Raw genomic sequence first — 7,276 nt, forward strand, 5'->3', positions numbered from 1 at the left:
AATTACCAAATACTATCAAGTTCTAAGACAAATTGAGATAAAATATTTTCCCCCGATAAACTCTCTGGATTAGTTAAAATTTCTACTGCCTGTCCTTGACGATAAATTTCTACTTGTCTAGTTTTTCTATTGATTAACCAACCTAAACGAGTCCCATTATCTAAATATTCCTGCATTTTTTTCCTAGCAGTTTCTAAGTTGTCACTAGGAGACATTAATTCAATGACAAAATCGGGAGATAGAGGTAAAAATCTTTCCTTTTGTTGCGGGGTTAAAGCTTGCCATTTTTCTAAAGGTATCCAAGCAGCATCGGGAGAGCGATCGGCCCCATTTGGTAGTTTAAATCCTCCAGAAGAATCAAAAACTACACCTAATTTATGTAGGTTATTCCATAACCATAATTGGGCAGTGATTCCAGCGTTAGAATTGCTGGTTTTTCCCCCCGTTGGTGGCATAATAATTAAATCTCCTTTTGGGTTGCGTTCCAAGCGTAAATCTCGGTTATCCTGACAAAGTTGAAAGAACTGTTCATCGCTGAGTTGCCAAGATTCAAATTTAACTTCTACTGTCATTATTATCCCCAACCTACTCTCGTCTAAAATTCATGGTAACACCCTAGGGCAAGAGATGTTCCTGGATGAAATTAGTGTAAACATCTCCAGCTAAAAAGGCGGGAGTTTCCAATATTTTACGATGGAAATCAATAGTCGTCGGTACTCCCGTGATCGCACATTCCCGCAGGGCGCGTTTCATGCGTTTAATCGCAGTTTCGCGATTTTCTCCCCAGACAATTAATTTACCGATTAGGGAATCGTAATAGGGGGGGATTTCGTAATCGGTGTAAACGTGGGAATCCATGCGGACACCGGGACCGCCGGGGGGCAGATAACCGCTAATTTTGCCGGGGTGGGGGCGAAAATTGCGATCGGGATCCTCGGCATTAATGCGACACTCGATCGAATGTCCTCTAAATATCACCTGATCTTGCTTAATTTGCAGTTTTTCGCCCTGTGCCACCAGAATTTGTTCTCGGATCAGGTCTATCCCCGTGATCATCTCCGTGACGGGGTGTTCCACCTGAATACGGGTGTTCATTTCCATGAAGTAAAAATTACCGTGTTTATCGACTAAAAATTCCACGGTTCCCACCCCGACGTAATTAATCGATTTAGCGGCTTTAACGGCGGCATTACCCATTTTTGAGCGTAAATGGGGCGTTAAGAAGGGGCTGGGTGCCTCTTCTAGCAGTTTTTGGTGTCGTCGCTGAATCGAACAGTCTCTTTCTCCTAAATGGATCACGTTACCGTGACTATCGGCCAAAATCTGAAACTCGATATGTCGGGGACATTCGATAAATTTTTCTAGATATACTCCCGAATTGCCAAAAGCCGCCTCTGCTTCCCCTTGGGCGGCTTTTAACATATTACCTAGTTCATCTGCACTCTTGACAAGACGCATCCCACGCCCTCCACCGCCAGCGGTGGCTTTAATCAGGACAGGATAACCGATGTCATCAGCGATACGTTTTGCTTCCGCTTCTGAGGTAATTAAACCACCACTGCCGGGGATAGTGGGAACTCCCGCTTTTTGCATGGTTTTTTTAGCGGTGGATTTATCACCCATAGCCAGAATAGCACTGGGAGACGGACCGATAAAAGTTAACTGATGATCGGCACAAATTTCGGCAAAGCGAGCGTTTTCTGCCAAAAAACCGTAACCGGGATGGATGGCCGTGGCGTTGCGTGTTAGGGCAGCCGAGATGATATTAGGGATATTTAGGTAACTTTTGCTGCTTGGGGGCGGACCAATACAAACACTCTCATCGGCCAGTTGAACGTGAAGGGCGTGGCGATCGATGGTAGAGTGGACGGCAACGGTTCTAATGCCCAATTCTTCGCAACTATGAAGGATTCTTAAGGCGATTTCCCCGCGATTGGCGATTAATATCTTGGCAAACTGCATTGGACGACCACGAGATCAGGCTGGTGTGATAGGCGACTATTTAGTAGAATATCTGGTTTTGTTACCTTGGGGAAATCGGGTTGGGGAAGTGGGGTGTGGGGTGTGGGGTGTGGGGAGAATAAATAAAATAATCTCCTATCTCCTGACTGCTATCTCCTGACTCCTATCTCCTGACTCGTACCTACCGACGGCTAAAATAACTGACTCGGTCGCCCTCCCCAGTCAAGATTGAAAGCGATAAGCTAGAGTGTGAGGAGTGAAAACTTTTTAATCTCGTTTCGCCCCTAGAGGATAATAGCTCGATGTTGCGAATTATCACAGAGCCATGGTCAGCCAGAACGGAACTGAGACGAATTCGGGAACGGTTCGACGATCCGGAAATTCGGGAAAAAGAATCGCTTGTCCGAGAGATTGTCGATCAGGTGCGACTTGCTGGCGATCAATCGTTGGTGGATTACACGGAAAAATTCTACCAACAGTCCCTTAATCTACAACAACTTAAGGTGAGTGGCTCGGAACTGGATGCCGCTTATCAACAGGTGTCGCAGGATTTATTAAATGCGATCGCTGTTGCCTGTGCAAAAATGGAAGCTTTTCATCGTCAGCGTCTTCCCAAAGCCTGGGTCCAGTTTCCTGAGGATGGTACGGTTCGAGGGAAACGTTATCAACCGGTTAACAGTGTGGGAATTGTCGTTCCCGATGGGAAACGGGCCTATCTCAGTTTATTGTTACAACAGGCGATTCCTGCCAAAATAGCGGGGGTTAAACGGATTGTGATGGTATCTCCCGCCGATGAGGATTTACGCATCCATCCGGCGATTTTAGTGGCAGCCCAATCGGTGGGTATTAGTGAGATTTATCGGGTGGCTGGACCACAGGCGATCGCCGCTTTAGCCTACGGCACAAAAACGATCGCTCCCGTGGAGATGATTGCCGGAATAGGTGATTTTTATACTAATTTGGCTAAAAAACTGGTTTCTGACCATGTAAAAATCGATTATCTCTCTATTACTTCTGATCTAGTTATTATTGCCGATAGTCAAGCCAATCCCAGGCAGTTGGCCCTAGATCTATTAGCGCAAGCGGAACAGTATTCCCTAGCGGCAGCGATTTTATTGACGACGGATAAGGCTTTGGCCCCAATAGTACAGGAAGAAGTACAAAAACAGTTACAGATACATCCCCAGAGATTGTTGACGGAAAAAGCGATCGCTCATTATGGTTTAATCGTGGTGGTGGAGTCATTGGAGAAAGCGATCGAATTATCGAATCTTTTTGCTCCCACCCATTTATCCTTAATGATCGATGAGCCTTGGGAAAAGATATCTTCTGTGAGACAATCGGGAACTATTCTCCTTGGTTCTACTACTCCAAAAGCGGTGGCTGATTATTTGGGTTGTCCCGTGGGAGTGGAAACTTTTCTCAATTCCGCCACTTTAATCGAATATCCTGCCGATTCCTTCGCCTCCATAGCCCATAATCTGCAAATATTAGCGCAAGCGGAGGGATTTACGGCAACGGATGCGGGTATAGAATCCCGAGGTGAGGACAAGAACTAGAGAAACTATAATCTTCTCAAAGCAACTATTGGGTCTAATTTAGCGGCATGATGAGCGGGAACAACACCGAAAATTAGACCGATGGCACTAGAAACTCCTAAAGCGAGAATTATGGCAGGGATTGAGATACTGGTGGTTAAAGCGGCAAAAATTCCCGCTAGATACATTCCTTGAATGCCGACAAAAATCCCGATAATTCCGCCAGTGGTGGCTAAAATCACCGATTCAATGAGAAATTGACCTTTTATGTCCCCTTCTTTCGCTCCTAAAGCCTTTCTTAACCCGATTTCTTGGGTTCTTTCCGTGACTGACACGAGCATAATATTCATTATGCCGATTCCGCCAACAAAAAGGGAAATACTGGCGATCGAGGCTAACATTCTAGTTAAACTATCGTTAGTCTCTTTGGCCATTTCTAGGACTGTGGTTTGGGGGAAAATCTGCACATAATTCTCGTCACTGACCTGATGACGCATTTGCAGCAGGTTGCTAATCTGAAACTGAGCGGCTTTAATTTGGGCGGAGTTTTTAGCCAAGACAGAAATATGAGTTAGGGGAATGCCATAGATAGAATTGCGCCCTAAAACCTGATTAGACATAGTAGTTAGGGGAATTAAAGCTCGATCGTCCTGATTAGTCTCAAATAAGGAGCCTTTCGTCTGTAAAACTCCAATGACTTGAAAACTAAGATTGCCCATGCGAAGATTTTCGCCGACGGGATTGCGATTACCAAAGAGATTTTTGGCTAATTCCGATCCCAAGACAATCACCCGATTATCCCGTTTCAGGTCAGATTCCATAATAAATCTACCCTTAGATAGTTGACGGTTACGCACATTTAGGTACTGGGATCCCACCCCAATCAGGGGACTATTACTGGTTCTATTACCGAAGGATAAGATTTTTTTACCGCTCAATTCGGGAGAAATGGCGGTAATGGCGGGAACTTGAGATGCGATCGCTTGGGCATCTTCGTAGGTGAGAGGCCGGGGATTAGGAATTGTCCGGCGGACATTGCGCGAGGAAGTAGAAACAAATAAAACATTCGGTCCGAGAGCTTCAAACTGCTCGAGGGCGACTTTTTGCGCTCCTTCACCCACTCCCACTAGGGCAATGACGGAGGCGTTACCGATAGCAATTCCCAGCATAGTCAGACCACTACGCAGTTTATTGCCCATCAAAGCGGAAAAAGCCATTTTCAGGTTTTCGAGCATTTCCATGGTTAGTTACATTCAGTAATCAGTGGGGAATTATGAATTATGAATTATGAATTATGAATTATGAATTATGAATTATGAATTATGAATTATGAATTATGAGGTGGGGAGAATAAATAAAAATAATCTCCTGACGACTGATAACTGATAACTGATAACTGATAACTTACATCTGATAACTGATAACTGATAACTGATAACTGATTAGCGGGTAGAGATTTGGAGAGTTTCCGGTTTGCTTAAATCGCCAGTAATAGTTAAACTGCGCCGATTAGCGTTGAGATGACGGACAATTTTATAGATAGCTTCAACTTGGTCACTAGCGCCGATTTTGGCCGCTAGAGTGGTTAGGTCGAGAGCAGTCCCCGTTTCCCGAACAACTTGCACGATTTTTCTTTGTAAATCCAGAATAGAAGCGGCAGCTTTTTTCCCTGCTTCTACCCCGGGTTGATGGTAGGCGTTAATGTTAACTAAACTAGCATAGAAACTAACGGCCCGTTCGTAGAGGGCAATTAAAGCTCCTACCTGACGGGGAGTAACCTCTGGGATAGTGATAGTGATAGAGTGACGACTATTTTCGTATAAAGCTTGTCGAGTACCTTGCAGTAATCCTGAGAGGAAATCGCCAGCAGTGGAGCCGGTTTCCACTTCCATGGAGTCTCCTTGTCGGTCTTTTAACACTTCAATAAAAGTGGCGAAGAAATTGGGAATCCCTTCGCGTAATTGTTGGACGTAGGCGTGTTGGTCCGTAGAACCTTTGTTACCATAGACGGCGATGCCTTGGTACACCTTATTGCCATCGAGGTCTTTTTCTTTACCGAGGGACTCCATGACCAATTGTTGCAGATAGCGGCTAAAGAGATAGAGACTGTCTTTGTAGGGCAGAATCACCATATCTTTCTCTCCCTTGCCGTTGCCCTCATGATACCAAGCTAGAGCCAGTAGGGCGCTAGGGTTTTTTTTCAGGTTATGGACGCGGGTGGCGATGTCCATTTCTTTGGCCCCGGCTAACATTTCATCGATGTCGATACCCTGCAAAGCGGCCGGGAGAAGACCGACGGCGGATAGTTCGGATGTACGACCACCGACCCAATCCTGCATGGGGAAACGAGTTAGCCAATCTTGGGCGTATTTGTCCAGTTGGCTACCAGGCATAGTGACGGCGACCGCGTGTTGGGGAAAGTCTAAATCTTGTTTTTCGTAAGCGTTGCGGACTTCTAACATTCCGTTTCTCGCTTCGGGAGTGCCGCCGGATTTACTGGTGACGATAACCAGGGTGGTAGCTAGGGGTAAATGGGCTAGGGTGCGATCGATGCCTTTAGGGTCGGTATTATCAATAAAAGCAATCTCTAAGGGGGGATTAAGGGGGGATAGAGCCTCGGCAACGAATTGGGGACCCAAAGCAGACCCCCCGATGCCTACACAGAGAATATGGCTAAATTTTCCCCGATTGGGCGGCTTAATCGCTCCGGAGTGAATTTTCTTGACAAATTCTTTGATCTGTGCTAGGGGTTCGGTGATTTCGTCCCGCAATTCCTGGTTAGGAGCGAGTTCAGGAGCGCGCAGCCAGTAGTGGCCGACCATACGCTGTTCGTCGGGATTGGCGATCGCACCCTGTTCTAAAGCTGTCATATCTTGGAAAGCACGCTCAAATTTTGCTTCTAGACCTTTGAGAAAAGCCTCATCGAAGGGAATCCGACTGACATCGAGATAAAGTTCTAGGTTAGGGTGATAGTATAACCAATCTTGGTAACGTTGCCAGAGTTGCAGATTATCCATAAAAAAAAGCGAAATTTTTGTTTAATTACTCGTTTAGGGGAGATAGGATTCTATCCTCTCCAATCATCATACAGGTAGTTTTAGGCTAGAAGTTGACGGTTAAGCATATATTAGGGGTTGGCAAAATACTAACAGTGACTGAACTGTCCCCTAATTGTTCGGTTTGCTGGTGTTGGCTGTTGATTTTTTAACCGGTCCTATGGCTATCTACTCATCCCCTCTCAAAATCGGTAACTTAGAAGTGCATAGCCGCGTCTTGCAATCACCTTTATCCGGTGTCACCGATTTAGTTTTTCGGCGCTTGGTGAGACGCTTTGCTCCCGATTCCATGCTCTATACCGAGATGGTCAATGCGACAGAAATCTCCCAGCTGCAAGAGTTACCGCAATTGATGGTTATCGGGGACAAAGAACAACCAATTAGTATGCAGTTATTTGATTGCCGTCCCGATTTTATGGCTGTAGCGGCGGAAAAAGCGGTTAAAGAAGGAGCGATGACCATCGATATTAATATGGGTTGTCCTGTTAATAAAATTACTAAAAAAGGCGGCGGTTCTTCGCTTTTACGACAGCCAGAAATTGCCGAGCAAATTGTTAGGGAAGTGGTGGGAGCGGTATCGGTGCCGGTAACGGTGAAAACTCGCTTGGGATGGAACGCCCAAGAGATTAATATTATCGATTTTGCCCGTCGTTTGGAAGATGCGGGAGCGCAAATGTTGACCCTGCACGCACGCACTAGGGAACAGGGTTATCACGGGCC

6 protein-coding genes are annotated in these 7,276 nt (G+C 45.8%); 2 read left to right on the forward strand and 4 right to left on the reverse strand.

What is annotated here, in order from left to right; all coding sequences use genetic code 11:
• Positions 1–2 precede the first annotated feature (2 nt).
• Together PX484_RS25405 and accC are read right to left on the reverse strand one after the other, a co-directional pair.
• Complete coding sequence (locus PX484_RS25405; protein WP_287766164.1) at positions 3–572, reverse strand: Uma2 family endonuclease; 570 nt, start codon at positions 570–572, stop codon at positions 3–5.
• A 43-nt stretch (positions 573–615) separates the two neighbouring features.
• Positions 616–1,962 (reverse strand): acetyl-CoA carboxylase biotin carboxylase subunit, encoded by a 1,347-nt coding sequence (gene accC, locus PX484_RS25410; RefSeq protein ID WP_002802160.1) that lies wholly within the window; start codon positions 1,960–1,962, stop codon positions 616–618.
• 302 nt (positions 1,963–2,264) lie between these two features.
• Between accC and hisD the strand changes: the two genes are divergently transcribed.
• Complete coding sequence (gene hisD / locus PX484_RS25415) at positions 2,265–3,521, forward strand: histidinol dehydrogenase (RefSeq protein WP_002802159.1); 1,257 nt, start codon at positions 2,265–2,267, stop codon at positions 3,519–3,521.
• Positions 3,522–3,526: 5 nt separating this feature from the next.
• On the opposite strand, the gene PX484_RS25420 is transcribed toward hisD, so the two are convergent.
• Both PX484_RS25420 and PX484_RS25425 read right to left on the reverse strand, forming a co-directional pair.
• On the reverse strand, positions 3,527–4,741 hold the full coding sequence (locus tag PX484_RS25420) for an ABC transporter permease (RefSeq protein ID WP_002802158.1): 1,215 nt from the start codon (positions 4,739–4,741) through the stop codon (positions 3,527–3,529).
• Positions 4,742–4,942: 201 nt separating this feature from the next.
• The gene (locus PX484_RS25425) at positions 4,943–6,517 is read right to left on the reverse strand and encodes a glucose-6-phosphate isomerase (RefSeq protein ID WP_002802157.1); all 1,575 of its coding nucleotides are present in this window, start codon (positions 6,515–6,517) and stop codon (positions 4,943–4,945) included.
• Positions 6,518–6,716: 199 nt separating this feature from the next.
• Here PX484_RS25425 and PX484_RS25430 point away from each other — a divergent pair.
• Positions 6,717–7,276, forward strand: a 560-nt coding sequence (locus tag PX484_RS25430) for a tRNA-dihydrouridine synthase (protein WP_288106212.1), incomplete at its 3' end; no start/stop codon positions are given.

It is taken from the genome of Microcystis sp. M49636_WE2, assembly GCF_030065375.1.
Taxonomy (GTDB): Bacteria; Cyanobacteriota; Cyanobacteriia; order Cyanobacteriales; family Microcystaceae; genus Microcystis; species Microcystis aeruginosa_C.